Raw genomic sequence first — 24758 nt, 5'->3', positions numbered from 1 at the left:
GTATGGAAAACCAAGGCAAAACTTTTCTCTGCATTTCGAATTTTTTTAAAGGAAATGCATTTCTCACCCAATTGAAAATAGAAGGAAATAGAGTTTTCTTGATCACTTCTGAGAAACTAAAAGATAAGCCTTGGGCATTTGAATACATTGATGAGATTTTTTACATGCCAGGCCAGGATCTGGATTGGGATATGGAAATCCTGCTCAAAGGAGTGGGAGGACTTTTAAAATCCCATAAAATCGAAAGCATCATTTCTCTGGATGATTATGATGTTGAAAAGGCTACTTATCTGAGAGAACATTTCCGGATTCCAGGAATGGGACAGACTACAGGAAGGTATTTCAGAGATAAGCTTGCCATGAGGATGAAAGCAAAAGATGCAGGCATCAAAGTTCCTGCTTTCACTTCGCTTTTTCATGATGAGGACATCAATCACTTTGCTGATCATGTTTCAGGCCCATGGGTATTAAAACCAAGGTCGGAAGCTTCCGCAAATGGGATCATCAAGGTTTATGACAAAGAATCGCTTTGGAATAAGATTCATGAACTGGGAGAAAATAGACTTTACTATTTGGTCGAGCAGTTTAAACCCGGCGATGTATATCATGCTGATGGACTCCAACTTGAAGGAAAAAACTTATTTTGCTGTGTGTCTAGATATTTGGCAACACCGATGGAAATTTCACAAGGTGGCGGAATCTTCAGAAGTGCCAACATTCCTTATAATTCTGAAGATGATAAAGCGATCAAAAATGCGAATAATGCCATTATGAAAGCTTTCGGGATGAAATCTGGGGCAACCCATACAGAGTTTATTAAATGCAAAGAAGATGGGGAAATCTATTTTCTAGAAACATCATCCCGTGTAGGAGGTGCACATTTGGCAGAAATGGTGGAAGCTGCAACAGGTTTGAATCTTTGGGCAGAATGGGCCAAAATTGAAGATCATTTAGGTAAAAAACTTACTTATAAACTCCCAAAAGTCAGTAAAAATTATGCAGGGATCGTTTTGACACTAGCCAATGTGCAGCATCCTGATTTAAGTAGTTTTGATGATGAGGAAGTGTATTTCAGAGTTCCACTTGATTATCATGCAGGACTAATAGTGAAATCGAAAAAAGCTGAACGAATTCTTGAACTTCTAGACAATTATGCATCTCGCTTATCCGATGGTATTTCTACTGTTGCTGATGCTCCAGAATTGAAGAAATTTCATTAAAAACAACCCCTTAAAAACCCAAAAGTTTTCAAAAAGCATTTATTAGATGCAACATGAATGAATCCCAACCATATAAGTCTCCGAATGGATTACATAAAATCGAGCTTTATTATATTGGAGAAATAAAATTTGGACCTACATATTATTCATTTTCGATCAATGGAAATGAAATTAAAAACAAAATAGTAGGTAGATTTTTTAGATGGGATCCAAAATCCAAATATCTAGCTATCCAAGAATGGCTAACCATTGAATATCAGGATGGACCAATAACAGCTTTGTTAATATTCGATTTGGTTGAAAAAAAAACCTCTATTCTCTCAATTGCAAATAAAGGTTTTATTGAACCTATAAGGTTTGAAGGAAGTAAAATAATTTACAAAAAGGAGTATTTTAATTTTGGGGGTAATAAATCAATTGAATTTGAAACTGATTTAAACGAAGTGAAAAATTGGGATAAAATAGAATTGTCTTGAAAATCTCTTCTTTTTTTGTCAAAACTTTTCTTCGATTCCAAGTCCAAAGAGTGCAAAATCATACTTTACAGGATCTTCAGGATCAAATTCTCTTAGTTTTTCTGTCAATTCTATTGCGGTAAGCCAATCGGTTTGTTTCCTTGTAATCAGTCCTAACTTCCTCCCTACCCGATCCACGTGTAAATCACATGGACAGATCAATTGAGAAGGCTGAATCTTATTCCAGATACCAAAATCCACCCCTTTTTCATCCTTTCTCACCATCCATCTGAGATACATATTGATCCGCTTACATGCCGCTTTCCTTGCTGGAGTAGCAATATGTTTTCTGGTTCTTTGAGGTGCATCTGGAAGATGGAAAAAGAACTTGTGAAACTCCGTCAAAATCGATCCCATTGCATCAGATTCTTTATTCCATCCCAGCAAAAATGCCTCTTCCAAGGAATCGTGCGATTGATAAAACCAGCTCAAAAAATGAATAAAGTAGAGCGTATCAATATCGTTGAAGGTTCGATGTTTAAAGTTTAAAAATGGCGCTAACTCATGTTCTTGATGGTTCAAAAGAAAATCATGAGGTGCATTATCCATCATCTGAAAAAGCTCTATACATTTATTGATGATGGTTTTCCGCTGGCCCCAGGCCAAAATGGAGGCAAAAAACCCTGCAATTTCTACGTCCTGCTTTTTTGAAAAGCGATGAGGAATAGAAACCGGATCATTCGGGATGAAATTTGGCTGATTGTATTGCTCGACTTTACTGTCTAAAAATCCTTTTAAATCCTGCATCAAAGAGCCACTTTCACTTCTCCGCCTTGAGTCCCATCAAACCATTTGAAAGACAACTCATTATCAATCTTTTCCGAGACGTGCCAGTCAAAACATTTGATATTGGTCAGTGATTTCAAACTATCACGATCAGGATCATAAAGGCAAATATCAAAATCAGGTAAGTTTTTAGAATCAGTACTGTTCCACTTTTCCAATATCAAGCCCTCGTCGAGAATTCTTACTTTATTTCCGAAGACAAAATCATTTAAAACTGAAGGAACTCCATCTGTTCTTCTCAACAAATATCCTGAAGGGCCAAACATGATTTGCTTATGCAATTTCGCTTCAAGAATATCATTGGTCAGTGGAAGAGGCTCCCATTCTACATCCTTCAAAACTACCTTTCTTCCTTCAGGCTTCATACGCATCAGGAATTTTGAAATCAGTGAAAACAAATAGGTAAGCCCGATAAAAAGCAGCCCAAAACTCGCTAGGATCGGATAAGAAATGACAAAGATCGCATTCCAAATGAACCTGAAAATGTGGTGAAATATAAGTTGGGCTTTATTCATCTGGCAAAATTCTACTGCAAAATTAGCCTTCATAGAAGGATAAACAAAAAAATCGGGAAATTGACCAATAAAAAAAGCCCGACTGAGCCGGGCTTTTCAATTTTATTTTAAGTTTTTAGTAGACTACCTCAACCGGGAATCTAGGATTCACAGCTTTCAGTTGATCGTAGGCTGCTTGAGATAATTTGATTACCAATCTACTGTTATCTCCGGTTTCTGGAAGAGTTCCCACCACTCTTGCGAAAATCGTGATATCGTTTTCCTCGTTTTTGATTCTCATTATTGTACCTACAGGAGCTGTTCTGTGGAGAACCAGATATTTTTTGTGTCCGCCAGTCCCTTCGATTAATTCAGCCTGACCAGTTTCTTTGATATTTTTAAATCCTCCTGAAGCGTTATCAGCGCTTTCTGGAACATTCATTTCTTCTACGTTTGAAACCACTCTAGGAGTTCCTACAATCGGGACAGTTGATGGACCAACTTCACCTCTACCAACTTTGAGGGATTGACCAACTCTAACATTATTTGAAGTCAAGGCATTCCAAGTGATCAAATCTTCTACTCTTGCCTGATATTGATTTGCAATAGAAAACAACGTTTCTCCTGCTTTTACTTCATGTGAAACCCATTCTCCAGGAGCCACTGGCACACTATTTTCAGCAGTTTTCAAAGGAAGAGGCGCAGATTTCACAGGTTCTGGTTTCATTTTTTCCTCTTTCTTCGCAACTTCTTTTGGCTTCTCAACAACTTCTTTTTTTGCTGGTACGGTAGTAGTAGCCACCGCTACTTGAGGACTTGGAGTTTCCTTGGCAGGTGTTGGTTCCTCTTTAGGTTGTTCAGCTACTGCTACTGGCTTTTTGATAATCAGAGCCTGACCTACGCTGAGATCATTTCCTTTCAAATCATTCCATTGCATCACCTCACTGACGGAGGTATTATATTTTTTTGAAATCGAAAACAATGTTTCCCCTGGAGCTACCTTATGAAGACTTGCTCCGTCAGGAATTTCAGATTTTGCGATGTAGGGAACTCGAATAGTCTGTCCAATCTTCAAGCCTTGTTTAAGAACTTCATTAGACTCAATTATTTCGCTTACTGGTGCTGCATACCTTCTGCTAATTCCAAACAAGGTTTCCTTTGGCTCCACAGCATGAAGAATATAGGTTTTATCTCCTACCTTCTCCACTCCTACTGAATCTATTTTATCCAGGCCATTTGCCATTGAAATATTAGTAGAAAATAGTAAACCAGAAAATAAAACTAAGTGGGATTTTGATCCGAAAATCATAGTAAATGTTGGGATTGAATATAAATGTATTCTTAAATACAAGATTAATTTCGATTAGTAGAGGAAACAAGAATTATGCTAGAAATTAAGTTAAAATCCTGATCCTAAAATCAGTTTTTGTCCCAAATCAAAAAAACATTCCCAAATGGTTTTGAAAACCAGAATGAATCAAAGCAAAATCAAAATTCAGGATTGGCTCCGAACAAAGAATAAAAAGGATTTCGACACCTTTTCGTATATTTTCTGAGCATTTGCGTAATTATGAATATGAAAACCATCCATTTCCTTCTATTGGCTTTATTTCTGGTTTCTCCAATGATTTTACTTGCCCAGGAGCCAGAGATAGAATCCATTTTCTCTTTTAAAATTGACAAGGACATCGATCCTGCCATGAACAGAAGAGTGAAACTTGCTTTGGAAAAAGCCCAAAAAGAAGAAGCTGATTTAATCATCATAGAGATGGATACCTATGGAGGTGCTGTAAATGATGCGGATGACATTCGAACGATGATTCTGGAATCTCCGATCCCAGTTTATGTTTTCATCAATAAAGATGCAGCCTCTGCAGGCGCATTGATTTCTATCGCTTGCGATAAAATTTATATGGCTCCTGGCGGAAGCATTGGAGCGGCTACAGTGGTAAATGGCGTGGACGGGGCAGCTGCACCAGACAAATACCAATCCTACATGAGATCCATGATGCGAAGTACTGCAGAAGCAAAAGGGAGAGACCCCAAGATTGCAGAAGCTATGGTGGATGAAAAAATTGAAATCGAAGGAATCAGTGAGGCGGGATCCGTGATTACATTTTCTGTTTCGGAAGCTGAGAAATATGGCTTTTGCGATGGGGAATATAAATCTATCAACGATCTCATCAGTGGATTAGGCTTAGCTGACTCAGAATTAACTGTTTATGAAACTGAATTAGTTGAACAGATAATCGCATTTTTTCTAAACCCGGCTATCAGCGGTTTCTTGATTCTGATAATTATCGGAGGAATTTACTTCGAACTTCAAACTCCAGGGGTTGGATTCCCAATACTTGCATCAATCATTTCCGTCATTCTCTATTTCACTCCGTATTATTTAAATGGCTTGGCTGAAAACTGGGAAATCATCGTTTTCATTATCGGCATTGTCCTCCTTGCTTTAGAACTGTTTGTTATTCCCGGATTTGGAGTTTTCGGGATTTTGGGAATCATCTGCATTTTGGCAGGGCTGGTTTTGGGAATGCTTCCCAACCAGAATTTCGACTTCGATTTTGTTCCAGCTGCAGATTTATTTGCCGCTTTATTGACAGTCATTTTAGCGGCCATTGCTTCTGTGGGAATTGTGTTTTGGCTTACGCCTAAAGTCAATGAGTGGAAAGCATTCAGCGCAATCTCTTTAGCAGAGACCCAGCAGAGACAGGCAGGTTATACTTCCAGTTTTTATTCTGACAGCCTTTTGGGAAAAACTGGAAAAGTTCACTCAAGATTAAGACCTAGTGGAAAGGTAGAAATCGAAGGGGAAATTTATGATGCTTTTTCTAGAGGAGAATTTGTAGACAAAGGCGAATCCATCATCGTGATATCTACGGAAGGAACATCCTTAAAAGTAAAAAAATCAGAGGCATAAACTTTTTGGAATTCCTTAAGTTTGCGCCATGAATCCATTTCAATCTGTTTACGAATTGATCGGTGAAGATCAAATCAGACAGTTAACACATTTATTTTATATCGAAGTAAAAAAGAATGACGAGCTCCGAAGGCTTTATCCTGAAGAAAATCTGGAGCCGGCAGAGGAGCGTCTTTTTCTATTTTTGCTTCAGGTTTTTGGAGGACCCCAAACCTATTCTGAACAAAGAGGTCATCCACGGTTAAGAATGAGGCATTTAAAATGGAAAATAGATGGATCCATGCGAAATCATTGGTTAAATGCCATGATGACGGCAATGGACCAACTTAACCTAGATCCAAATATCAAGGAACTGATGCTGGGGTATTTTATCAAGGTTGCAAACCATATGATCAATCATGAATAATCTACTTAGAAGGATTTATTCAGGGTATGCAGGCCTTCTTTTCGCACTGAGTTTTATTCTTATTTTTCCCTTTATTCTTCTTTGTATTTGGATACCCGGATGTAAGAAATTCGGTCGAAAAATCAATCGATATTGGGCGAGAGTATATTTCACACTGATTTTTTTGCCCGTCAAAATCATCAATGAAGCAAACCCCAAAAAAGGCCAACCTTATATTTATTTAGCCAATCATTTCAGTTATCTGGATATCCCAATGATGGGGTTCATTCCTGGAGATGTACAGTTTGTCGGGAAAGCTTCAATCAGGAAAGCACCTCTTTTTGGATATTATTTCAAGCAACTTCATATCGCCGTTGATCGGGATCGATTAAAAAGCAGAGCCGAAACTATGAAAAGGTCTTTTGAAGCCTTGGACAATGGAAGTGGATTAGTAATTTTTCCAGAAGGTGGGATTTATACCAAAAATCCACCGGAAATGGTACCATTCAAGAATGGAGCATTTAAGCTTTCCATTTCCAAACAAATCCCCATTATCCCTGTCACCTTATCTTATAATCATCTAATTTTGCCCGATGACGGGAAGTTATTGCTAAATTGGAGGCCAGCTAAAATGGTCTTGCATAAAGCCATTTTGCCGACAGAAGAAGATACTGAGGATAGTTTAAGGCAAAAATGCTTTGAGGTTATCCAAAGTCAATTAAAAAGCGATGAGAAAATCCTATTAAATCAAGGGTAAACATTACTCTTCGAAATTAAGACGGATCAACCTCTCGATTTAAATTATTACTGCATGAAAATCGATAAAACCACGATCAAGAAGATCTCGCATTTGGCACGATTGGAATTTGATGAAAACAGTGCTGAAAAAATGTCCCAAGACATGAGCCAAATCCTCGATTGGGTGGAGCAATTAAATGAAGTTGAAACAGAGAATGTGGAACCTTTGACAACCATGTCTTCTGAGGTAAATGACATGCGCGAGGACATCAAAGGAGTTCATTTAGATCATGAAGCTGGACTGAAAAATGCTCCAAAAAGAGATGCTGATTACTTCAGAGTTCCGAAAGTATTGGAGTAATGAACCAAAAAAACACTGCTATTCCCATTTCCTTCAAAAAAATCGCTGCCCTCCTACTGATCATAGCTGGAGGGCTTTTTGCGCTTTATTATTTATTATTCCAGCCATCACCTTACCGAGTCATCGAAAGTGCCACCTTTCTAGACAGAATCATTGTACCTTTTGATTGGGTGCAGATTGGACCGATTTCATTTCCCATCAACATCGATAATTATCTTGTTTTTCAAGAATTCCATTCTCTTCCAAGTCCTTTTCTGATTACTGAATCTTATTTCTTTGTGGTTCTAGTCTTTTTGATTTCAGTCTCATTTCTGACAATGCTGACAGAATTTAAAAAAATGGCAATCGTCGCAGGAGGAATTGGCTGGATAGTATTACTCACCCTCTGTAATTTCAATGGCCTCAATATTGGCGGTGCCGGAGCTAATATTCCACTTATCATTGTTTTAGCAGGTTCATTGCTGCCAGTAATCGGATTCCATATTTGGGGACAAAACCTTTCCTTTCTTCTAAAATGGCTGGTTACCGCACTTAGTTTTGCTGGGGCAATATTCGTTTTAACTTCCCTTAGCCCAATTGAAAACCCATTATTGTATATCTCTGAATACTCCACTGTTTTGGGCTTTGGATTGAGCATTGCTTGGATTTTTTGGAATGGTCATAGCTTCGTTTCTGGCTCCTATATTTTATTGAGCAGAATCAATAGAAACGTGGGAATGAAAATATCATGGCAAATTGCCCTCATTTCCTTAGGATATCTTGCCAGCTTGTTTCTCCTTTTTATGGAAACAAGTGGCGATCTTCCGAATGCATTTTTCGGATTTTCTCCACTGTTGTTGATTTTCCCGGTAGGTATTTTAGGTTGGTTTTCTCTGGATAGTAAAATCAAACAAGTTCCAAATCTAGCAGCAGGATCAAGCATCCTTAAAATGCTTCAATTGCTGGGTTTTGGGATGGTTCTTTGGTTATGCTCAAAGTTAATAATCTCGGGAAATCAGCCTGGTGAAGAATTACTGAAACATGTCTTTCTTTACAGTCAAATCGGATTTTCGATGTTTTTCATCATCTACCTTTTCAGCAATTTCCTATCTATCATGGATTCTGGAAAAGCCATTGATGAAATCCTTTACAAACCTTATTCTCTTCCTTATTACCACCTTCGAATCGGTGGTTTGATGGCCATTTTGGTATTGACCATTTATGCAGAAGGCATCATTTCCGTCCAGCTGAATGCCATGACTAATAATATTTTGGGAGATTATTATTATCAAACTGATCAAAAACTTGAAGCCAGCATCCTTTACGAAAATTCTTGGGCAAAATACAGGAAGAATCAAAAAGCAAAGAACCTGACAGCCCAACTTTTATTCCAACTGAATCAGCCTTCATTGGCCAAGCAACATTTAGAAGAAAGCTTTGCAGAATATCCTCAGGTAGACAATATCATTTTGTTAAGCAATCGACTTCATAGAGAGAATAAAATCTTTGAATCGATCTATTATCTGGAAAATGGATTAAGTTTTTTCCCAAATGAGCCTCATTTAGTAAATAATCTGGCGCTGTTTTACATCAAAGTAAACCAACCTGAGGATGCTATTGCTATACTCGAAAACAATCAAGACAATGAAATCTTGATCTCTAACCTTCATGCGATTAGAACAAAATTAGGCCAGAAAGAAGAGAACCCCGATAGTCCATCAGATCTTATTGGTCAGATTAACCTAGTGGCAAGCAATAATGCTTATGCGAATTTCTCGGTTGAAAAACTGCGCTCAGACATTCAGTCTAAATTGAAATCGGAATCTAGTCCAATGTTAATTCAGGCTGGTTGGAGAAATTTGTTCTCTGATAGAGACAGATCAGATCCACGAGAAGACTTGGAGTTTTTAGATAGCCTTTCCAAAGAACCTTTCATGACTGAATATCTGATGGATATGCAGGAAACCGGCACTATCAGAAGTTTAGGAGCAGGTCGGGTGTCTGAGGCTATAAAAAATCTGAATGGATTGGCATTTAGAAACCCTGGATCTGCCGGGTATTACTTGAGTTTATCCGCTCAGGTTCTCGCTCAAAATCTGGACTTCAGAAAAGCCGCCAGAGAGTTGATCGTTGCAGAAGAAAAAGGATTCAAAGCATTTCAACCACATCATTTATCCTTGTTGGTTTTATCAGGTTTTAATGGAAATGCGGAGGAAATCAGACAAAAATATGATGTCATTCTTCCATCGTATCTCAGAGATAGCACCAGCGTAACTCAGAATTACTTGAAAGTCATTACTCGGTTTTTAGAATCATTCCCATCAAAACTTTATGAGACTTGGAAAGAATTCCCTGATTCTGAATTAAAAACTGATTTAGCAATTAGGCTTTTGGCGCATAAATCTCATGGTTTACAAAAAGATTTAATAGAGGAAATAGGTAGTTACTTAAATGGAAAAATGGATTCGGACCCGAACCTATCTGCTTTTTTATCGGATCCAAATTGGCAAAATCCACAGTCTTTGGAGGCATTTAGAAAATGGCTCAATGTAAGTGAGGATTTAACGGCAAATCCATACTTAACTCCATTGGTTTTGGCTGCTGCAGAAAGAGTCGAAGACCCGCTGGAGCAGTATGAATTACTCAACGAAATGTCCCAGTTTAATCATGATCCGCTTCTTTGGATACGTAAGATTCAAGCCGCCAAAAGAATAAATCTGGATAACTATGCCGATGATGCTTTAGAAGAAATGAAAGCTTGGGTACTCGAATCAGAGTTGGAAGAGCTGGATTTTTGAACCAGTTAAATGATTTCACGTAATTTCACTTGACTACTTTTAATTATATCAAAGACAAGTCTTATCTTAAGCAAAATTTTATTTTCATGACCAGAGTTATAGAAACCCACGAAATCAACAAAACATATAAAATGGGAGCTGAAATTATTCAAGCTCTAAAATCTGTCTCTATTACGGTTGACAGAGGTGAATATGTCGCATTTATGGGACCATCTGGTTCTGGTAAATCCACCTTGATGAACATCATAGGTTGTCTGGATACCCCTACTTCAGGAACATATATTCTGAATAATAAAGATGCCAGTGATATGAGTGAAAATGAATTGGCGGAAATCAGAAACAAAGAGATTGGCTTCGTTTTCCAAACGTTCAATTTGTTACCAAGAGCATCTTGTCTTGAAAATGTAGCGTTGCCATTAGTTTATGCAGGTTTTGGGAAAGAAGAACGTGAGGAGCGTGCATTTCAGGCACTTTCCAATGTGGGTTTGGGAGAAAGAACCAAGCACAAACCAAATGAACTATCAGGTGGTCAAAGACAGAGAGTTGCTATTGCCCGTGCTTTGGTAAATGATCCAAGTATCATTTTGGCCGATGAGCCTACTGGTAACCTAGACTCCAAAACTTCCTATGAAATCATGGAGCTTTTCCATGAATTACATTCAAAAGGTAATACCATCATCATGGTAACTCACGAAGATGATATCGCACATTATGCCCATCGAATCGTCAGATTAAGAGATGGATTGGTAGAATCTGATACAATCAACCCAAATCCTACCAGAGGAATCGCGATGCACGCCTAATATTCCCTTTTTTTTAGAAATAGATTCTTATTTTTGTCGGAACATCAAACGCGTACCGATGAAAATCTATACTAAAACCGGAGACAAGGGAATAACTTCACTGTTAGGTGGGTTACGAGTTCCTAAATCTGATTTAAGAATTGATGCATACGGAACGATTGATGAGTTAAATTCCTACATAGGATTGCTTCGAGATCAAGACGTCAATCAAGACCGGGCAGATTTATTAAAAGAAATTCAAGACAGGTTATTTACAATTGGTGCAGATCTCGCAACTGTCCCAGGCAAGGAAAATGTAAAAAAACCTGATTTGCATTTCGAGGATATTGCGATGCTAGAGTTAGAAATGGACAAAATGGAAGAATCACTTCCTCCATTGACAGCATTTATCTTACCTGGCGGGCATCAATCAGTTTCATTTTGCCATCTGGCAAGAACTGTTTGTAGAAGAGCAGAAAGAATTACAGTCGAACTTGCGTCTTTTGAGCAGGTTTCCGACTTGGTTATTCAATATTTGAATAGACTTTCGGACTTCCTTTTTGTTTTGGGAAGAGCTATGGGTCAAGAATTAGGAGTTGAGGAAACCACCTGGAAGCCTCGGAAATAACATCGTAAATTACGCTGGTTGTACCAGTTAAAGGCATAACTTATGAAAACATCACTTGCCATTCCGGTAGTTTCTACCAAGAAATCAAGATTGCCAGAAACAGATTTTTCAAATCTTGTTTTCGGTAAAACAATCAGCGATCACATGTTTGTGGCTGATTACAAAAATGGAGAATGGACAGATCTAAGAATCGAGCCTTTCGCTCCCTTAGAGCTAAGCCCTGCAAATGCCACCTTGCATTATGGCCAATCTATTTTTGAAGGATTAAAAGCGTACAGAAATGAAGAGGGAGAAGTTTTAGTCTTTAGAGCAGATGCCAATTGGTCTAGAATGAATGAGTCTGCCGAAAGAATGTGTATGCCTTCAATTCCTGAAGAAATTTTTATGGAAGGCTTGGTCCAACTTCTTGAATTGGATAAAGATTGGGTGCCTCACGCAAAAGGTTCATCCCTTTATATCAGACCATACATGTTTGCCATGGATAATTACATCGGGGTTAAACCGTCTGAAACATACAAATTCATCATTTTCACTTGTCCGGTTGGAAATTACTACTCCAAACCTGTAAGTGTAAAAGTAGAAACTGAATTTACAAGAGCAACAGAAGGAGGAACTGGTGCTGCCAAAACTGCAGGTAACTATGCTGCTTCTCTTTATCCTGCATTAAGAGCTCAGAAAGCTGGCTATGACCAATTACTTTGGACAGATGGAAAAAGCCACAGCAAAATAGAAGAAAGCGGTACCATGAATGTGATGTTCAAAATCAACGGAACAATCATTACTGCTCCAATCAACTCCGGAACTATCCTAAAAGGTATCACCAGAAATTCTGTGCTCCAGCTTGCAAAAGACTGGAATCAGCCTGTTGAAGAGCGATTCTTAACCGTTTCTGAGCTTGAGACTGCTTTGATAGAAGGTACATTAGAAGAAGCTTTCGGAACCGGTACTGCTGCAACGATTGCACATATCGAAAGAATTCAAGTTAATGGAAAAGATTATATCCTTCCTCAAAAGCCAGCTGACGCATTCTCTCACAGAGTGTTAGCGGAATTGGATGGGATTAAATATGGTTCGATTGAAGATCCTCATCACTGGATCATCAAAATATAAACGAAAGCGGGAAATGTTAATTCCCGCTTTTTTTATTAAAAGAAATTAAAAAGTTTCTAATTTAACCTCGTTAATTAGTTATTTAGACTTAATGAAAAAGCTCTTACTTTTTTCTTTTTTGATCACGCTATCTTTTCTTACTCATGCGCAGTCGAGAGATTTTATTCTTTTAAAACGTGGAGCTAATCAAAAATCTCAAATCCGGTATTATCCCGGTGAAGAGATAACTTATAAGAGCAAAAAAATCGGATATTTCATCACTGATGTTATCGAGAAAGTAGACCAGGATTATATCTACATGAGCGAAAACATCATTTCTCCCCTAGACATTGTCGAGGTGGATATCAGACAAAAAGATAAAAGAAACAGAACACTAAGAGCTTTGAACACATTGGTCTTAGGATCTGGAATTATTCTGGTATCTGTCGATATGATCAATAGCCTGTATCATGATGGTGAAATTTCTGTAGATAAAGGAGTTGGGGTCACTTCTGCAATTCTATTAGGTACAGGTCTGGCTATGTTACCTTTACTCTATAAGACATTCAAACATCAAGGAAGAAATCATATTCAAATAGTCATGATGCGTATGGATTAATCGAAATCCTTTAGCATTAACAGATTTTTTTTCGGAATTTTGCCACTCAAATTTTACAACTAGACAGATGACTTCAGAACAACTGAAAGACTTGAAAGCTCGTACCTCGGCTTTAAGGAGGTATCTTTGACTACGATCGTAAGAAAGTAGAGATAGAAGATTTAGAGGCCGTTTCGGCCCAGCCTGACTTTTGGAACAACCCAGAAGAGGCAGAAAAAACCATGAAACAGATACAGGCTCGAAAGACCTGGACTACCGCTTACGAAAACCTTGATAAAATCATCGGTGATTTAGATGTATTGTATGAATTCTACAGTGCAGACGAAGTATCTGAAGAAGAAATCAAGGCTGAATACCAAAAAGCAAAAAATGTAGTGGAAGAACTCGAACTGAAGAAAATGCTTTCTTCGGAAGAGGATCAACTCAATGCTGTTTTGGAAATCAACCCAGGAGCAGGTGGTACGGAAAGTAACGATTGGGCCTCCATCCTCATGAGAATGTATATCATGTGGGGAGAAAAAAATGGTTACAAAGTGCGTGAAGTAGACGTTCAGCAAGGAGATGTGGCAGGAATTAAATCCTGTACATTGGAATTTGAAGGTCCATTGGCATATGGTTTTCTGAAATCCGAAACTGGTGTTCACCGATTAGTCAGAATTTCACCTTTTGATTCAGGAGGAAGACGACATACTTCTTTTGCTTCAGTTTACGCCTATCCAGAAGTGGATGATTCCATCGAGATTGACATCAATCCCGCTGATATCGAACTTCACACTTCCCGATCAGGTGGTGCCGGAGGTCAAAATGTAAACAAAGTGGAGACGAAAGTTCAGCTGACTCACAAACCAACCGGAATAGTGGTAGTTTGTCAGATTGAAAGATCCCAGCTTGCCAATAGAGAGAAGGCGATGCAAATGTTGAAGTCTCGACTTTACCAATTGGAAGTAGAAAAAAGAAATGCTGAAATCGCGAAAATCGAATCCTCAAAACTGAGAGTTGATTTTGGATCGCAGATCAGAAATTACGTTTTACATCCTTACAAATTGGTAAAAGATGCTAGAACAGGACATGAAACTTCTGATACTCAACATGTACTTGACGGCGGTCTAAATGAGTTTATGAAAGCTTATCTTTTAGCCCAAAGCGAAGAAGCTGCAAATAATGATTAAGAAATTGGCCAGATAATTATCTGGCCAATTTAATTTTAGGGTCAATGAAACTACTCCCCTCCTTTTTTACTTTTGATTTTTTCCTGCTTTGCTTTAGCTCCTTTTTATTTTTCTCTTCATTTAACATGATCATCCCGGAACTTCCGGGGTATTTGACTTCACTTGGAGGAGAGGATTACAAAGGACTTATCATTTCCTTATTTACTCTTTCTGCGGGCTTATCCAGGCCTTTCAGTGGCAAATTGGCTGACACAATTGGAAGAATCCCTGTGATGATTTTTGGCGCCAGTGTTTGTTTTATCGTTGGGCTGCTTTACCCTATTCTCAATTTTATTGGAGGCTTTCTGTTTCTGCGATTTATCCATGGTTTCTCGACCGGATTTAAACCAACAGGCACTTCCGCCTACGTGGCAGATATTGTCCCTTTTCAAAAAAGAGGTGAAGCAATGGGGATCCAGTCTTTGTTTGGATCCTTGGGAATGGCTGCAGGACCTGCCATTGGAGGCTGGATAGCTACTATCTGGCCAATAGACGTATTATTTTATTGTTCCGCCTTTACGGCTGTTTTATCTATATTGATCATCATCCGGGTAAAGGAAACATTAAAAAATCCACAGCGAGTTTCTTTAAAGTCATTCAAACTTAAAAAGGAAGAAATCATCGAAAAACGTGTGCTACTTCCTTCTCTCGTGCTGCTTCTATGTGTTTTCTCTTTCGGAACAGTTTTGACAATTATTCCAGATTTCTCCAGTTATCTGGGAATTCAAAATAAGGGATTGTTTTTTGCCATTTTCACGATTTCCTCATTAGGAATCCGGTTGATCGCAGGAAGAACTTCAGATCGCTATGGAAGAATTCCTGTTCTGAGAATTGCGAGTTTTCTGATGGTTATTGCAATGTGTACCATTGCCTTTTCAAACAGTATCGAGTTATTTCTGATCTCAGGAGTTTTATTTGGATCTGCTGTGGGAATGTATAGTCCAACAGTAACTGCTTGGGTGATAGATTTATCCTTAGATGATTATAGAGGAAGAGCTTTGGCTACCATGTATATCGCTTTGGAAATGGGAATAGGCCTGGGCGCTTTAGTCTCAGGTACACTATTCTCCAATTCCTCAGATAATTTCAAACTTGTATTCTTAACCTCTGCCTGCTTTGCCTTTCTGGCATTTATTCTATTGCTATTTTCTAACAAAAACGGAAGATTCCGATCTACCTCTTACTGATTTAAGTAATTGGTTTGACGAGGAATAGCAAGGATTTTCTTTTGACGTCCATTGTAATACATAACTTTTTCTCCGTCAAAAAACGCTCCTTCTTCGAGCATAATTCTTACCTCTTTATTCCACTCTTCTACAAAAACAACCGCATTAAGTTCGATCGCATATCCAGTATTTGCATAAAGTGGAAAATCCCCTGCTCCAGGAGTATCTCCCTGATTATCCCACATTCCTATCGTTGGACCAGCTGAATGCCCATAATAGCCCAAAGGATGGGTATAAATGCTTCCTTTGATACCTTCCGAATCCATCATACTTCTAGAAGCACGAAGAATTTCATTTCCTGTCTTACCAGCGACAAAGTTCTGTGTCAAAATATCCTGAACTCTATTTCCAGCTTCAAACGCTTTTTGTAAGAAGGCCGGAACTTCAGTTTCTCCAAACTTCAACACATAGGCCATTTCTTGTGTATCTGTATTCAATCTCAAATAGGTAATACCAAAATCTACGTGAAGCAAATCACCTGGCATGATGACCTGAGAAGCAGGCTTTACAGCAAAAGACCGATTGGCTTCCTGAGAATTTGGATCTGCTCTCTGGATATCCACTGAAGGATGAAACCAAGTATCCAACTTCAATGATTTGATTTTCTCACGGTACCACCAAACCACATCATCTGTAGTGGTCACACCAGGAGTAATTACTTTTTCAGAAAGACCTTCCTGTATAATCTGATGAGCTATTTCCTGAATATGACGGTAGGTAGCCATTTCAGAAGGAGTTCTGGTTTCTAGCCATCTTACTGCTAAAGTTTGAGCAGAAACGATATTCTCCTTTAGATTTTCTGGGAGGTAATCATGAAAAATCTGATATTCATTCATGGTCAACCCATCAGCATGCCCATAATCTTTGGCATAATTCAATCCGATCCTTTTTGGTTTTTTTGCTTTAATTAAATCCATCAAAGCTTCCCATTGATCAGGTTGAGAATCAGGATTCCAAGCTCTCTTAAATGCCTTACCAACATCATATCTCGCCACAGCATAAGTTTCTACAGCGGCATTTGGTTCTGGCTGGTACATCACAAGGATAGTTCTTCTTCTTGCGGCCATCCAAGTTGCAGGGAGAAGCTTCCTGATTACTGGGTCTTCGTTATATTCTCTCGAAATAACCACCCACATATCGATCCCTGTCTCAGTCATAAGCTGAGGAAGTAGATTAGTGATTCTGTCATCCAACCAACCGTCGATAACTTCTGCTTGCTCCCGCTGTGTCAGCACAGCAAAATCCTGCGAAAAACAAATTTGAGAAAGTGAAAAAACCAGTAGAAGCGAAAGTATATTTTTAACCATATTCAGAATATTTTATTCCTGAATATAATCCATTATTCTATTCTGATGAATAAAACTTAATGGATTGGTCAAACAGCCGGAACAATGGGTTTAGATACAGACATTCTTTGTTTACTCAATTTTCTAAATCTGAAATAAAGCAAAAATGCCGTTACACTTAATCCGATTAGTAATCCATACCAAATCCCCTTTTCGGCGAAACCAAAATTAAAAGCTAACAAATAGCCCAAAGGCAAACCAATTACCCAATAAGCCACCAAGGTCACCAAAGTCGGGATTTTCACATCTTCCATACCTCTCAAAACTCCTAGTCCAATTACCTGTGCCCCATCGGACAACTGGAAAAACCCTGCGATAACTAGTAAAGATGCAGAAAGTGATACAACTTCTGGATCATCGATGTAAAGCGTAGGAAGGAAATCTTTAAATGCCACAAAGATCAAAGCAGTTGTAAACATGAAAATCATAGCCATTGCATAAACTACCATACCCGCTTCTTTCATCGCTTTGAAATTTCCTTTGCCAATTTGATTGCTAACTCTGATCATACCAGCAGTCGAGAGACCAGCAGCCATCATATAACTGATAGAAGCCAAATTGATGGCAATTTGATGTCCAGCAAGCGCATTGACACCTAGCCAACCCATCATAATTGCAGCAGTACTAAAGGCGCTTACTTCAAAAATATATTGAAATCCAGTCGGGATCCCCACGTTTAAAATTCTACTAAACATCGGTAAGCTCCATAGTTTCAAGACCATGGAAAGATTATAAATCTGATACCTCTTGGACTTTAACACGTACCATCCCATCATGATCGGCATAAGAATTCTTGAAATCAATGTAGCCCAACCAGCTCCCATTAATCCCATTTCAGGCGCTCCTAATTTTCCAAAAATCAAAACCCAGTTCAAAAACACGTTCACCAGATTACAAAATATGGTAATGTACATCGCCTGTTTCGTCTGAGATAATCCTTCGGCAAACTGCTTGAAGGTTTGAAAAATCATAAAAGGTAACAGTGATGCCGTGATTACAAACAGGTAAGGTATTGTCAAAGTCACCACTTCTTCTGGCTGTTCCAAAAAATTCAATCCTTGGGCAATGATTAAAACCAAGATTGTCAAAACCAGACTCGTAGCTATATTAATCCAAAAACCATGGCGGAAAAGGTTAGAAATTCTTTTGTTTTTCCCCTTTCCTTCGGCTACTGAAACCAATGGAGTTATCCCCATCGAAACTCCCATACCAAACATCAGAATAACAAAGAAAATACTGTTACCCAAGGAAGCAGCTGCTAAAGGCAAAGCCCCTAACCTACCAACCATCATGGAATCTGCAACCCCTACAGAGACCTGGCCCAGCTGACTTAACATCACCGGAAAAGCAAGGTTAAATGTAATTCTGAAGTGATCTTTAATCGTCATTTTATTTTCCCAAAATCCGGGCAACTTTTAATATTCCAGCAATGCTGATTCCGTCCGTTATTTCTCCATTCATCACCATTTCTACTACCTCCAGAAATGGCAATTTCTTAATCAGTAAAACCTCTGTTTCTTCAAATTCAGTCTCTCCCTGAGTCAGTTCTTCAGCCAAGAAAACAAATCCTTCCTCATCCGTCACTGAATTTGAAGTGTGAATTCTCATAACCTCTGTCCACTTTCCGGCACTCAGCCCCGTTTCTTCTTTGAGTTCTCTTTTCGCACTTTCTAGGATATCCACCCCGATTGGCCCTCCACCCATGGGGATTTCCCAGGAATACTCATCTAAGGGATATCTGTGCTGCCCTACAATCCATGTGTTATTATCCTGATCCAAAGGAATAATTCCCAAGGCTTTATTCTTAAAATGTACTTTGCCGTAAACCCCGGGATTTCCTGCAGGATTGACGATTTGATGTTCTTCTACTTGGATCCAAGGATTTTGATAAATCTCTTTGGATTCCACGGTTTGCCAAGGATTATTTTCCATTGTATTCAAAAAAAAAGGTTGACTTACGCCAACCCTTAAAATTTCATTTTATAATTAAAATTATGCCGGGATAGGCAATACTTTAGAATCTTTGAAAGTAGACAAAATCACCATAGACTGCATAGAGTCTACTTCTTTGATTTCAGAAACTTTTTCCAACATCAACTTCTGGTAAGCTGTGATATCCTTAGAGATGATCTTCAAGATAAAGTCACCTGTACCAGTAATGTGATGACATTCAATTACTTCAGGAATATTATTGATTTCTAGCATGAAAGCTTCAATATTTCCTTTGTTATGTCCGATCAAACTGACTAGCACAAAAGTACTAACACCAAGACCAATTTTTTCAGGATCAAGTTTAGCATGATAGCTTTTAATGATACCTGATTGTTCTAGTTTTTTAACACGTTCCAATGTCGGTGCAGGAGAAAGTCCAATGTCTTTGGAAAGTTGAGCGTTTGTAATTTTAGCATTCCCTTGAAGGATTTCTAAAATTCTTCTGTCGATTTTATCAAATTTTATTCTTACGCTATTATCCATGATCTCAGTTTTTACAAAATTTTCTGTTGTGCAAAATTATAATAATTGCTTAAAATTTTAACGCGATAGACAAGATTTTAATCTCTGAATTCGAAATTTTATTGTAAAATCAGAGGGTTTTAGCAAAGATTCCTTTTAAAATCCCTCAGCTCCTCAAAAAAATTCAAATTATCTCCTGTCTCACTAACAAAATTACGAGAGAATTTAATTTAAAGTTTATTCTTTTTGATAAAATCCCTTGCTTCCTGATGAGCGGGGTGTTTTCGCTTTGCATAACGTTTTACTTCTTTGAAGTACTTTTTAGCCAAGTCTTTATTTCCCGCTGCAGTTTCTATTTTTCCAAGTTGGACTAACGCATGCAAGTAATACCCGCTTTCCTGAGATTCTGATTCTTCCCCGTAGGATACAGTTTTCAAATAATATTTTTTGGCCATGGCCATATCCCCAATTCTTCTATTGTATTCTGCCACATAAAAAGAAGCATACCTTCCGGAGTTTGCTTCATAGCCAGTTTGTTTCGCATCTATTCTTTCCAATATTTCCATGGATTGGTCAACAGACTCTATCCATCTTCCCACAGTATACAAGTGTCTCGCATAGGATCTGTGGAAATAAGGATTGTTTGGAAATTTGGAATGCAGGTATTCAGAAATCCTCAACGCTTCATAAGGTTTCTTTTCCTCGGAAGCATAAAGTCTAAATAAAAAGTACTGTGCCTCGACTCTGGTATAGAATGCGTTAGAAGCCACCTGCTCCAACTGTTGAAGACCAAGTTCTTTGTTTCCTTTCGGAAACAAAGCCATGACAGGTTTTAAAAGCGGGTAATTATCAGGAATCCATACAGAGAAGTAGTTAAAAAGTGCATCTCCCAATAATAACTCCGGATTAAACTCTTCTTCACCTCTGCTGAGTTCCATGTATTTTAAGGCATTTCTACCTCCCCATGCAGCCTTTGTCCATTTCTTTCTTTCGGAATACAATCTACTTTGAAAACCATATCCTGCAGCAAGAAAGAACGCAGCTTCTTTATTGGTCTCATCTTCATCATAAATAGCTTCCGCCTTTTCAATTGCCCGATCGAGGTACTGGATAAAAATGTCATCGTATTTCTCATTGGTCACATCTACTTCAATTCTCCACCAATAACTTAATGCCATCAAAAAGTCAGGAAGTGGATGATCAGGATACTGGTAAGCCAATACAGCAAAATCCCGATTTGACACGTCAAAATCAAAGTTATACATGCTATTAATGGATTTAGTAATCCTAAACTGGAGTCCTTTATCCAATAATAAATAGCGTGATTGCTCAATGGCAAAAGTATCAGGCATCGCAGATTGACTAAAACCCTCCACATTGCTAAACAGCAAAATCGAAAATAAACAAAATGAAGCTATTTTTTTAAACATGACTTTTTGAATGACTTTGCAAAATTAGATGGAATCCCAAACATTATTTTAGATTTGAATGAGAATCATCTTAAAATGGCTAAACCTCTTTCTTCTGAAGCACAACGTCTCAAAGAGATAATAGATTTCGATAAAAGAATATATTTTATCGTTCTAGTTTTTTTATTCTTGATAATCAGGTATTTAACAAATACCCTGATTTTAGAATCAATCCCGGATTATGACGCATTGGAAAGTCGTGGTGATTTTATGATTTTCCATATTTTCAATGCTTTAAACTACATCTGGACCCCATTTGCCCTACTTTGGAAGTTTACAGTTATCTCATTTCTATTCTGGGTAGGAGCATTTATTATTGGGTTTAAGGTGCCTTATAAAGAACTCTGGAAGTTTGCTTTGGTAGCTGAGGTTATTTTTATTTTCCCTGAACTCATTAGACTTCTGGCCTTTCTGGACCCTTCTTCAACAGTGACTTACCAAGAAATTGATGAGTATCGAGCACTTTCTATGTTATCTCTTTTGGGGCCAGAAAATGTTGCTGATAAATTTCATTATGCCTTAGGCACAATCAATGTTTTTGAAATATTTTATGGAATACTCTGGCTTTATGGTTTTCATATGATTAGTAACAGAAGCCTCGGAGAAAGTTCAATCGTAGTTATACTTTCCTACTATTTCCCTCTTGCCATTTGGCTTACATTTTATGTGCTGGTCTACAAAGGCTAGCTGATTTTGAGAATTTCTCAATAAAAAAGGCCAGTCAAATGCTGGCCTTTCTTACTCTTTGGATTTTCAGTTTTAGAAACCTAATCCCAAAGCCATTGCCGTTGGGCTAAAATTCAAACCTGAAACCATCATGGCTTCACCTGTCATTAAATCAATGGAATAAACTGCAGATGATCCATTGACAGTCAACACGGCATAAGCCATATTGGAAGTTCCTCCGATATCAAATCCATTGTCATCCTCTACATTGATACCCAACGGACCGATTTCCACCAAATCCCCATCATTTGGTGGTGAAACTTGATACAACATATCATTTTCAGAGTCAATCACATATAAAGCAGTAGTCGTCGTACCAGCAAAACTATTGGTATATGCTGCGGCTGTTGCATGTGGCATACCAGGATTTAATGATCCATCCACCGCAACCACAGTTCCTAAATCAGGGTGTAATCTTAAATTTTGACCAGATTCTGTCACCAAACGAATTCTATCCACCGTTGGATTAAAGTCAAAACCAATGTACATACCCATTGCCATTGGGTCTAGAGGGCTACCTATCGCAGTAAGATTACCATTAGAAGGATTGACGCTATAAAGCTGGCTCATATTAGAAACTGCCAGCAATTGCCCATTGACAGGTCTATAATCCAAACCAGAAATCATTTCACCAGATGCCAAACCATTAAAAGGTACCGCTATTGGATTTGGATCGGTAGGATCAAATCTATAGAACATATTATTTGCATCAGATGCATATGCAATAGGATTGGTCTTAAAAGCAATGCTGATAACGTTATCTCTAAACATTCCTATCCAATCAGCTTCTCCACTCATCAAATCAATCTGATACAATCTAGTTTCGGTATTTTCCATACTTACGGCAAAAGCCAGGGAATTATCAGGATTTATATCCATGTCACTCATTCCTTCTAGGTCCATTCCTAAATCTCCCACTTCTTCTAATCCTCCATCGTTTGGGGGAACTTGCTTATACAGCTTGTTTTGCTCTAAATCGATATCGTAAAGAGTTGTAGTGGTAGTTCCTGAAAAACTATTGGTATACGCTACTGCTCCAATTCTAGGCATCATTCCTCCATTAATTGAACCATCTATAGCAACAACAGTCCCCAGCTCTGGGTGAAGTCTAAGATTTTGTCCTGATTCAGTCACCAGACGAATTCTATCTACAGTCGGATTAAAATCAATTGACGCATTTTCCCCATCAAAAGCTGGTGAAAAAGGTTCTGTCCCTAGCATGGTCGCTGCACCGGTATTTTCATTGATATGATATAATTTACTAGCAGTACTCAATGCATAAAGTTGGCCTGTCGCAGGTCTATAATCTATTGAAATGATGTTCTCCCCAGATGGTAATCCCGAAATCATGACACTTGACAATGCAGTAGAAAGATCTTGTGCATTGTATGTTAGAATCTTATTATCACCTGTTAATGCAGTGAATATCACATCCGGAGCTTCTCCGGGCATTTCGACAACAGGGTCATTGCCCTTTTTATCGTCACATGAAACAAGAGCTGCCAAACTAAAAATTGCAGCTACAAAAATCGGAAATTTAATTTTGCTTTTCATTGGTAGTTGTTTTTGATCAAACCCATTTACGATGTGAACTTCCAACATGGATTAGGTACAAAAAAAAAGAGTCTAAAAAGACTCTTTCCAGCTGAAATAAGTTGATTGTTAAACCGTTCCAAATGGCCAGGCTACCAAACCATATTTTAAATTTTTTAAATTTTTGAAGCCAAGTTCTACCATAATCTGGCAAGCCATAACACTTCTATTTCCTGATCGACAATAAATCAAATAAGTGGTTTCTTTATGAAGATTTTCTATTTGATTGACAAATCTATTTGAAGAAACATCAAAGTTTAAGGCTCCCTGAATTTTACCACTTAATACCTCACCTTCTGACCTTACATCTATCACGACAGTTTCTGATTCCAAAACCAGATCATAAAACCTGCCAGCTGGTAGGCTTTCATATTTATTGACATCTATACCCAACATCTCAAATAAACCTCTCTAGAAAACTTGATTAAGCGAAAATCAACTCTTTGGAAATGATATAAATCCCCATTGCCAATACAAACCAACCAAACCCTTTCTTTAAAGCCTTTTCATTGATTTTCTTCGATAAAGCACTTCCAATAAATATTCCTACAATAGAAAGTCCTGTAAAGATTAATAACATGGACCAATCGATTGTTTGATTGGAAACATCCCCTAAAAAGCCGATCAGTGATTTAGCTGAAATAATCAAAAGTGAAGTTCCGACCGCTTTCTTCATAGGTAATTTTGCCAGTAAAACCAACGCAGGAATAATTAAAAACCCTCCGCCAGCACCAACAATCCCGGTAATCAATCCCACTACCACTCCTTCAATTGCAATCAAAGGAAAGTTGAATTTTATGTCAGAATCATCTCCATTTGTTGTCGCCTTTTTCTCCTTAATCATAGAATAGGATGCTGCGAGCATGATGATAGAGAAAAAGACCATGATACCGACACTTTTGGCAACCGTGAAACCTCCAATCGTAAACAAGGGATCAGGAAGAGCCGGTACTAGAAATTTTCTGGTGAGGAAAACAGCAATAAAGGAAGGAATTGCAAAAACCAATGCAGTCTTATAATTCACCAGTTGTTTTTTCATATAGGTAAATGAACCTACTAGTGAGGTACTACCCACCACAAAAAGAGAATAGGCAGTGGCTAATACTGGTTCCACATTTAAAATGTACACTAGTACAGGTACAGTTAAAATCGAACCTCCACCCCCGATTAGCCCTAAAGAAACTCCGATAATTATTGCGGCAGCAAAGCCAAATACGTTTACTAAATCCATCATTTGTTTTTCAGAATTGACATTGCAAAAGTATTAAAGGCATCAGCCGGAAGTAGTGACAAATGTTACAATTAAGGATATTTTAAAAAATTAGCTCTTTAAACTGCTGAGAATCTTGAAAAAGAATTTAGCAAATCAGGTGTACTTCACACTATCATTTTTTGTAAATTATTTTAAAATCCTAC

25 protein-coding genes are annotated in these 24758 nt (G+C 38.1%); 14 read left to right on the top strand and 11 right to left on the bottom strand.

Annotated features, from left to right (window positions below; all coding sequences use genetic code 11):
• Positions 1 to 2: 2 nt before the first annotated feature.
• Both FHS59_RS05600 and FHS59_RS05595 read left to right on the top strand, forming a co-directional pair.
• Entirely contained in the window at positions 3 to 1220 is a 1218-nt protein-coding gene (locus FHS59_RS05600; RefSeq protein ID WP_184493790.1) for an ATP-grasp domain-containing protein, read from the top strand.
• Between the two features lie 53 nt (positions 1221 to 1273).
• Positions 1274 to 1696 carry a hypothetical protein gene (locus tag FHS59_RS05595; RefSeq protein ID WP_184493788.1) on the top strand — a complete coding sequence of 141 codons (423 nt, stop codon included), beginning with the start codon at positions 1274 to 1276 and terminating at the stop codon, positions 1694 to 1696.
• Between the two features lie 18 nt (positions 1697 to 1714).
• Here the strand turns inward: FHS59_RS05595 and FHS59_RS05590 are convergent, their stop codons facing one another.
• The 3 genes from FHS59_RS05590 to FHS59_RS05580 all read right to left on the bottom strand — a co-directional run bounded on the left by FHS59_RS05590 (position 1715) and on the right by FHS59_RS05580 (position 4258).
• Positions 1715 to 2482 carry a TIGR02757 family protein gene (locus tag FHS59_RS05590; RefSeq protein ID WP_184493786.1) on the bottom strand — a complete coding sequence of 256 codons (768 nt, stop codon included), beginning with the start codon at positions 2480 to 2482 and terminating at the stop codon, positions 1715 to 1717.
• Complete coding sequence (locus FHS59_RS05585; protein ID WP_184493784.1) at positions 2482 to 3036, bottom strand: hypothetical protein; 555 nt, start codon at positions 3034 to 3036, stop codon at positions 2482 to 2484. The genes FHS59_RS05590 and FHS59_RS05585 overlap by 1 nt, the downstream gene beginning before the upstream one ends.
• Before the next feature lie 115 nt (positions 3037 to 3151).
• Positions 3152 to 4258, bottom strand: a complete 1107-nt coding sequence (locus FHS59_RS05580; protein ID WP_246388311.1) for a DPBB and LysM peptidoglycan-binding domain-containing protein — start codon at positions 4256 to 4258, stop codon at positions 3152 to 3154.
• Positions 4259 to 4591: 333 nt separating this feature from the next.
• Here FHS59_RS05580 and FHS59_RS05575 point away from each other — a divergent pair, with 333 nt between their 5' ends.
• From FHS59_RS05575 to FHS59_RS05525, 11 genes are all read left to right on the top strand, one after another.
• The gene (locus tag FHS59_RS05575; RefSeq protein ID WP_184493780.1) at positions 4592 to 5941 is read left to right on the top strand and encodes an NfeD family protein; all 1350 of its coding nucleotides are present in this window, start codon (positions 4592 to 4594) and stop codon (positions 5939 to 5941) included.
• 28 nt (positions 5942 to 5969) lie between these two features.
• The gene (locus FHS59_RS05570; protein ID WP_184493778.1) at positions 5970 to 6347 is read left to right on the top strand and encodes a globin domain-containing protein; all 378 of its coding nucleotides are present in this window, start codon (positions 5970 to 5972) and stop codon (positions 6345 to 6347) included.
• Positions 6340 to 7083, top strand: a complete 744-nt coding sequence (locus FHS59_RS05565; RefSeq protein WP_184493776.1) for a lysophospholipid acyltransferase family protein — start codon at positions 6340 to 6342, stop codon at positions 7081 to 7083. The genes FHS59_RS05570 and FHS59_RS05565 overlap by 8 nt, the downstream gene beginning before the upstream one ends.
• 54 nt (positions 7084 to 7137) lie before the next feature.
• Complete coding sequence (gene gatC / locus FHS59_RS05560) at positions 7138 to 7425, top strand: Asp-tRNA(Asn)/Glu-tRNA(Gln) amidotransferase subunit GatC (protein WP_184493774.1); 288 nt, start codon at positions 7138 to 7140, stop codon at positions 7423 to 7425.
• Positions 7425 to 10202, top strand: coding sequence for a tetratricopeptide repeat protein (locus FHS59_RS05555; RefSeq protein WP_184493772.1), 2778 nt, complete (start codon positions 7425 to 7427; stop codon positions 10200 to 10202). The genes gatC and FHS59_RS05555 overlap by 1 nt, the downstream gene beginning before the upstream one ends.
• Positions 10203 to 10288: 86 nt before the next feature.
• Complete coding sequence (locus tag FHS59_RS05550) at positions 10289 to 11005, top strand: ABC transporter ATP-binding protein (RefSeq protein WP_184493770.1); 717 nt, start codon at positions 10289 to 10291, stop codon at positions 11003 to 11005.
• Between the two features lie 58 nt (positions 11006 to 11063).
• On the top strand, positions 11064 to 11612 hold the full coding sequence (locus FHS59_RS05545; RefSeq protein ID WP_184493768.1) for a cob(I)yrinic acid a,c-diamide adenosyltransferase: 549 nt from the start codon (positions 11064 to 11066) through the stop codon (positions 11610 to 11612).
• Between the two features lie 42 nt (positions 11613 to 11654).
• The gene (locus FHS59_RS05540) at positions 11655 to 12722 is read left to right on the top strand and encodes a branched-chain amino acid aminotransferase (protein ID WP_184493766.1); all 1068 of its coding nucleotides are present in this window, start codon (positions 11655 to 11657) and stop codon (positions 12720 to 12722) included.
• Between the two features lie 91 nt (positions 12723 to 12813).
• Positions 12814 to 13320, top strand: coding sequence for a hypothetical protein (locus tag FHS59_RS05535; protein WP_184493764.1), 507 nt, complete (start codon positions 12814 to 12816; stop codon positions 13318 to 13320).
• A gap of 67 nt (positions 13321 to 13387) precedes the next feature.
• Positions 13388 to 14489, top strand: a protein-coding gene (gene prfB, locus FHS59_RS05530) for a peptide chain release factor 2 (protein WP_184493762.1) whose coding sequence is annotated in 2 segments (ribosomal slippage) — positions 13388 to 13447 and positions 13449 to 14489 — 1101 coding nt in all. Because the reading frame shifts where the segments join, the coding sequence is not laid out codon by codon here.
• A gap of 44 nt (positions 14490 to 14533) precedes the next feature.
• Complete coding sequence (locus FHS59_RS05525) at positions 14534 to 15715, top strand: MFS transporter (RefSeq protein ID WP_184493760.1); 1182 nt, start codon at positions 14534 to 14536, stop codon at positions 15713 to 15715.
• Here the strand turns inward: FHS59_RS05525 and FHS59_RS05520 are convergent.
• The 5 genes from FHS59_RS05520 to FHS59_RS05500 form a co-directional block, all read right to left on the bottom strand.
• Positions 15709 to 17061 (bottom strand): M24 family metallopeptidase, encoded by a 1353-nt coding sequence (locus tag FHS59_RS05520; protein ID WP_184493758.1) that lies wholly within the window; start codon positions 17059 to 17061, stop codon positions 15709 to 15711. The two genes, FHS59_RS05525 and FHS59_RS05520, sit on opposite strands and share 7 nt — an antisense overlap.
• Positions 17062 to 17129: 68 nt before the next feature.
• Positions 17130 to 18488 carry an MATE family efflux transporter gene (locus tag FHS59_RS05515; RefSeq protein WP_184493756.1) on the bottom strand — a complete coding sequence of 453 codons (1359 nt, stop codon included), beginning with the start codon at positions 18486 to 18488 and terminating at the stop codon, positions 17130 to 17132.
• A gap of 1 nt (position 18489) precedes the next feature.
• The gene (locus tag FHS59_RS05510) at positions 18490 to 19032 is read right to left on the bottom strand and encodes an NUDIX domain-containing protein (protein WP_184494508.1); all 543 of its coding nucleotides are present in this window, start codon (positions 19030 to 19032) and stop codon (positions 18490 to 18492) included.
• A gap of 60 nt (positions 19033 to 19092) precedes the next feature.
• Entirely contained in the window at positions 19093 to 19575 is a 483-nt protein-coding gene (locus tag FHS59_RS05505) for an Lrp/AsnC family transcriptional regulator (RefSeq protein WP_184493754.1), read from the bottom strand.
• A gap of 209 nt (positions 19576 to 19784) precedes the next feature.
• Positions 19785 to 20984 carry a tetratricopeptide repeat protein gene (locus FHS59_RS05500; protein ID WP_184493752.1) on the bottom strand — a complete coding sequence of 400 codons (1200 nt, stop codon included), beginning with the start codon at positions 20982 to 20984 and terminating at the stop codon, positions 19785 to 19787.
• A 6-nt stretch (positions 20985 to 20990) separates the two neighbouring features.
• Between FHS59_RS05500 and FHS59_RS05495 the strand changes: the two genes are divergently transcribed.
• Positions 20991 to 21710 (top strand): sulfate ABC transporter permease, encoded by a 720-nt coding sequence (locus FHS59_RS05495; RefSeq protein ID WP_246388310.1) that lies wholly within the window; start codon positions 20991 to 20993, stop codon positions 21708 to 21710.
• 72 nt (positions 21711 to 21782) lie between these two features.
• Here the strand turns inward: FHS59_RS05495 and FHS59_RS05490 are convergent, their stop codons facing one another.
• From FHS59_RS05490 to FHS59_RS05480, 3 genes are all read right to left on the bottom strand, one after another.
• Positions 21783 to 23303 carry a DUF4394 domain-containing protein gene (locus FHS59_RS05490; protein ID WP_184493750.1) on the bottom strand — a complete coding sequence of 507 codons (1521 nt, stop codon included), beginning with the start codon at positions 23301 to 23303 and terminating at the stop codon, positions 21783 to 21785.
• A 108-nt stretch (positions 23304 to 23411) separates the two neighbouring features.
• Positions 23412 to 23738, bottom strand: a complete 327-nt coding sequence (locus FHS59_RS05485; protein WP_184493748.1) for a rhodanese-like domain-containing protein — start codon at positions 23736 to 23738, stop codon at positions 23412 to 23414.
• A gap of 28 nt (positions 23739 to 23766) precedes the next feature.
• Positions 23767 to 24573 (bottom strand): sulfite exporter TauE/SafE family protein, encoded by an 807-nt coding sequence (locus FHS59_RS05480; protein ID WP_184494506.1) that lies wholly within the window; start codon positions 24571 to 24573, stop codon positions 23767 to 23769.
• Positions 24574 to 24758 lie beyond the last annotated feature (185 nt).

This window comes from Algoriphagus iocasae (genome assembly GCF_014206875.1).
Classification (GTDB): Bacteria; Bacteroidota; Bacteroidia; order Cytophagales; family Cyclobacteriaceae; genus Algoriphagus; species Algoriphagus iocasae.
Note: the sequence above shows the minus strand (reverse complement) of the source record. Positions and strands in the feature narration are given on the sequence as shown.

Bases quoted from the DNA above. Each gene is read 5' to 3' on its own strand.
- FHS59_RS05590 (WP_184493786.1), bottom strand. From the start codon at position 2,482: ATGCAGGATTTAAAAGGATTTTTAGACAGTAAAGTCGAGCAATACAAT.
- FHS59_RS05510 (WP_184494508.1), bottom strand. From the start codon at position 19,032: ATGGAAAATAATCCTTGGCAAACCGTGGAATCCAAAGAGATTTATCAA.
- gatC (WP_184493774.1), top strand. From the start codon at position 7,138: ATGAAAATCGATAAAACCACGATCAAGAAGATCTCGCATTTGGCACGA.
- FHS59_RS05525 (WP_184493760.1), top strand. From the start codon at position 14,534: ATGAAACTACTCCCCTCCTTTTTTACTTTTGATTTTTTCCTGCTTTGC.
- FHS59_RS05520 (WP_184493758.1), bottom strand. From the start codon at position 17,061: ATGGTTAAAAATATACTTTCGCTTCTACTGGTTTTTTCACTTTCTCAA.
- FHS59_RS05555 (WP_184493772.1), top strand. From the start codon at position 7,425: ATGAACCAAAAAAACACTGCTATTCCCATTTCCTTCAAAAAAATCGCT.
- FHS59_RS05540 (WP_184493766.1), top strand. From the start codon at position 11,655: ATGAAAACATCACTTGCCATTCCGGTAGTTTCTACCAAGAAATCAAGA.
- FHS59_RS05535 (WP_184493764.1), top strand. From the start codon at position 12,814: ATGAAAAAGCTCTTACTTTTTTCTTTTTTGATCACGCTATCTTTTCTT.
- FHS59_RS05485 (WP_184493748.1), bottom strand. From the start codon at position 23,738: ATGTTGGGTATAGATGTCAATAAATATGAAAGCCTACCAGCTGGCAGG.
- FHS59_RS05500 (WP_184493752.1), bottom strand. From the start codon at position 20,984: ATGTTTAAAAAAATAGCTTCATTTTGTTTATTTTCGATTTTGCTGTTT.
- FHS59_RS05595 (WP_184493788.1), top strand. From the start codon at position 1,274: ATGAATGAATCCCAACCATATAAGTCTCCGAATGGATTACATAAAATC.
- FHS59_RS05580 (WP_246388311.1), bottom strand. From the start codon at position 4,258: ATGGCAAATGGCCTGGATAAAATAGATTCAGTAGGAGTGGAGAAGGTA.
- FHS59_RS05515 (WP_184493756.1), bottom strand. From the start codon at position 18,488: ATGACGATTAAAGATCACTTCAGAATTACATTTAACCTTGCTTTTCCG.
- FHS59_RS05565 (WP_184493776.1), top strand. From the start codon at position 6,340: ATGAATAATCTACTTAGAAGGATTTATTCAGGGTATGCAGGCCTTCTT.
- FHS59_RS05550 (WP_184493770.1), top strand. From the start codon at position 10,289: ATGACCAGAGTTATAGAAACCCACGAAATCAACAAAACATATAAAATG.
- FHS59_RS05490 (WP_184493750.1), bottom strand. From the start codon at position 23,303: ATGAAAAGCAAAATTAAATTTCCGATTTTTGTAGCTGCAATTTTTAGT.
- FHS59_RS05545 (WP_184493768.1), top strand. From the start codon at position 11,064: ATGAAAATCTATACTAAAACCGGAGACAAGGGAATAACTTCACTGTTA.
- FHS59_RS05600 (WP_184493790.1), top strand. From the start codon at position 3: ATGGAAAACCAAGGCAAAACTTTTCTCTGCATTTCGAATTTTTTTAAA.
- FHS59_RS05575 (WP_184493780.1), top strand. From the start codon at position 4,592: ATGAAAACCATCCATTTCCTTCTATTGGCTTTATTTCTGGTTTCTCCA.
- FHS59_RS05585 (WP_184493784.1), bottom strand. From the start codon at position 3,036: ATGAATAAAGCCCAACTTATATTTCACCACATTTTCAGGTTCATTTGG.
- FHS59_RS05505 (WP_184493754.1), bottom strand. From the start codon at position 19,575: ATGGATAATAGCGTAAGAATAAAATTTGATAAAATCGACAGAAGAATT.
- FHS59_RS05480 (WP_184494506.1), bottom strand. From the start codon at position 24,573: ATGGATTTAGTAAACGTATTTGGCTTTGCTGCCGCAATAATTATCGGA.
- FHS59_RS05570 (WP_184493778.1), top strand. From the start codon at position 5,970: ATGAATCCATTTCAATCTGTTTACGAATTGATCGGTGAAGATCAAATC.